General features: G+C 79.3%; 2 protein-coding genes. One reads left to right on the top strand and one right to left on the bottom strand.

Annotated elements, in window-relative coordinates; genetic code table 11:
- Positions 1-1,202: 1,202 nt before the first annotated feature.
- Complete coding sequence (locus tag IF30_RS0140085; RefSeq protein ID WP_030247969.1) at positions 1,203-1,550, top strand: VOC family protein; 348 nt, start codon at positions 1,203-1,205, stop codon at positions 1,548-1,550.
- 62 nt (positions 1,551-1,612) lie between these two features.
- Here IF30_RS0140085 and IF30_RS0140080 read toward each other — a convergent pair whose 3' ends face one another.
- Entirely contained in the window at positions 1,613-2,578 is a 966-nt protein-coding gene (locus tag IF30_RS0140080) for a phosphotransferase family protein (RefSeq protein WP_030247966.1), read from the bottom strand.
- Between the last annotated feature and the right edge of the window lie 40 nt (positions 2,579-2,618).

Genomic DNA, 2,618 nt, shown 5'->3' with positions numbered 1-2,618 from the left:
TCGGGGCGGCTCGGTGCGGGGAGGGGCGGTGCGGGGGTGGGGGGCTCGTCCCGTCGCGGGTGGCGCGGCCCGGGGGGAACTCGTGTGCGGGCGTGGGCGATCGCCGTGGACCCGGCGGAGGCGGCCGCCTGTGCGGGCGGTGCCGAAGGAGCGTTTCGCCGGTCCGCGTGGCCACACGGACCGGCCGTCGCGGCGGCAGGGACGGGGCGGGCCCAGAGGGGTGGGGGAGTGGTGCTGCGCGCCGGCCGCTCGGCGCCAGGGCGCGAGGCGGCCCCGCCGACGGGCCGCCCCGGGAGGCCTTCTTGTCGCCGCAGTCGCGGGCCGCGCGCCGGCGGGAGCGCCCGCCCGCCGCCCCTCCGCCGCCCTCGCCGCCCCTCCGGCGCCTCCGCCGCCCCTCCGCCGCCCCTCTGCCGCCTGCCCGCCGCCCCTCCGGCGCCTGCCCGCCGCCCCTCCGGCGCCCGTCCGCCGCCGGTCCGCCGCCGGTCCGGCGCCGGGATCGTCGTCGGGCGGCGGCCGGGTGGGGGCTGACTCGGCCCCGCCTGGGTCCGGCGGCCGGCCGGGGCCGCCCGGGGCCGCCCGGGCCGCGGTGAACGGTCACGGCCCCCCGGAAGGGGCCGCCGGGGCTGCCGGGGGAGGGCTGTCGGGGGCGGTCCGGAACCGCTCCGAACTGCCGTCCGCTGCCGGGGCTTTGACGAGCGGCCGGTGCGGGGCGCCTGCCGGTCGTGGTCGGCGCTCCTGTCGCAGGCCGGTGGCGGCCGGTGGCGGGCGGTGCCGGCAGCGGGGGCCTCCCGCACCCGGTGGGGGAAGCCCCCGCGGTGCGCACGCGCGGCTGCCGTCGCCCGCCCTCCACGTCCCCCACCGGCCGCCCGGATCCCGGCGTGGCGTCCGGACCCGTCGTTGCCGTACGGCGTCGGCGTGGCGTCCGGGGTCCGGCGTTGCCGTCCGGGTCCGGGTCCGGGTCCGGCGTGGCGTCTGGCGGCCTCGCCCGGACCGCCCGGACCGCCCGGACCGCCCGGACCGCCCGGACTGCCCGGACCGCCCGGACTGCCCGGACTGCCCGGTCCGGCCGGTCCGGCCGGTGTGGTGGGGGCCGGGCGGGCCGTGGGCCGTGGGGGTGTGTCGTGGAAAGCCCGTGCGGCGGGGGCCGGGCCGTAGTACCCCTGGGGAGGTCAGGACAGGTCCGTTCCCGTGGGGAGTCATCGATGGCCGTTCGCCGTGTCGTGCCCAACATCCGCTCGCAGGCCGTGCAGGAGAGCCGGGAGTTCTACGGCCTGCTGGGTTTCGAGGAGGTCATGGACCACGGCTGGATCGTGACGCTCGCCTCCCCGTCCAGTCCGGGGGCGCAGATCAGCGTGATGACCGGTGACAGGACCGCGCCGGTCGACCCCGACCTGAGCGTGGAGGTGGACGACGTGGACGCGGCCTACGCGCTGCTGCGCGACAGCGGGGCGCAGATCCTCCACCCCTTGCAGGACGAGGAGTGGGGCGTGCGGCGGTTCTTCGTCCGCGACCCCTCCGGACGGGTCGTCAACGTGCTGGGCCACCGCTGACCGTCCCCTGCCCCTGCCGCGCCGCCGGCCCCGGGGCCGGCCCCTCGGCGGTGCCGTCGCGGTCAGGCGTGGCGGTCGAGGAGGGCCTGCAGGTAGTCCTCCAGGCGGGCGGTCAGGACGGCGGGGGTCAGGTCGGTGCGGCCCAGGTCGCGCCAGGGCCCGGCGACCTTGTGCGCGTCGGGGGCGAAGGCCAGGGCGTCCAGCAGGCGCCAGTACAGGTGGTCGCGGTCGTCGGCGAGGTCGGCGCCCGCCGCCGCGCGGTAGCGGTCGGCGAAGGCCAGGCCGGCGTCGGGGCCGTGCAGCAGGGCCAGGGCGGTGGAGCAGTGGGCGACGTCGAGGTCGGCCGGGCCCCAGGAGGTCTCCACCCAGTCGACGACCCCGCTGACCGCCAGGGCGGTGCCCGTGCCGGTGAACAGCACGTTGCCGGGGTGGAAGTCGCGGTGCAGGAAGCACGGGCGGTGCGCGGGCGCCTCGCGGCGGATCTCCTCCACCGCCCGCGCCCACAGCCCGGGCCGTGCGGTGGCGGCCGGGACCCGGACGCGCTCGGGACCGGTCCACGCCTGCCAGGCGCGCGGGCGCTCGCCGTCGGCGACCTCCACGGCGTGGACGGCGGCCAGCTGGGCGGCCAGCAGGTCCGCGCGCCGCGCCACGTCCCCGTCCTCGGCCACCCGCACACGGCCCGGCAGACGGGTCATCACCAGCGACGGGTGGTCGCAGCGCTCGCCGTGCCCGTCCACCGCGCGCAGCCGCGCGGCCGGGACACCGCCGTCCTCCAGCAGGCGCAGCACACCGGCCTCCCGCGCCAGCAGCGCGGGGGCGTGGCGGCGGTAGAACGGCTTGACGAAGGAGCGCAGCACCAGCGCGTACGGGGCGCCGCCGGGGCGCTCCACGTCCAGGCGGCGCATCCGCGAGGTCCACCCGCCCTTGAGCGGTGTCACCGCCACGATCCGCTCGCCGGGCCCGAGCGCGTCCTGGACCCAGCGCACGGTGTCGCCCCAGCCCCGGCCCCGACCCTGTCTCTTATACACATCTCCGAGCCCACGAGACAGGCAGAAATCTCGTATGCCG

Source organism: Streptomyces sp. NRRL S-350 (genome assembly GCF_000719705.1).
Classification (GTDB): Bacteria; Actinomycetota; Actinomycetes; order Streptomycetales; family Streptomycetaceae; genus Kitasatospora.
Note: the sequence above shows the minus strand (reverse complement) of the source record. Positions and strands in the feature narration are given on the sequence as shown.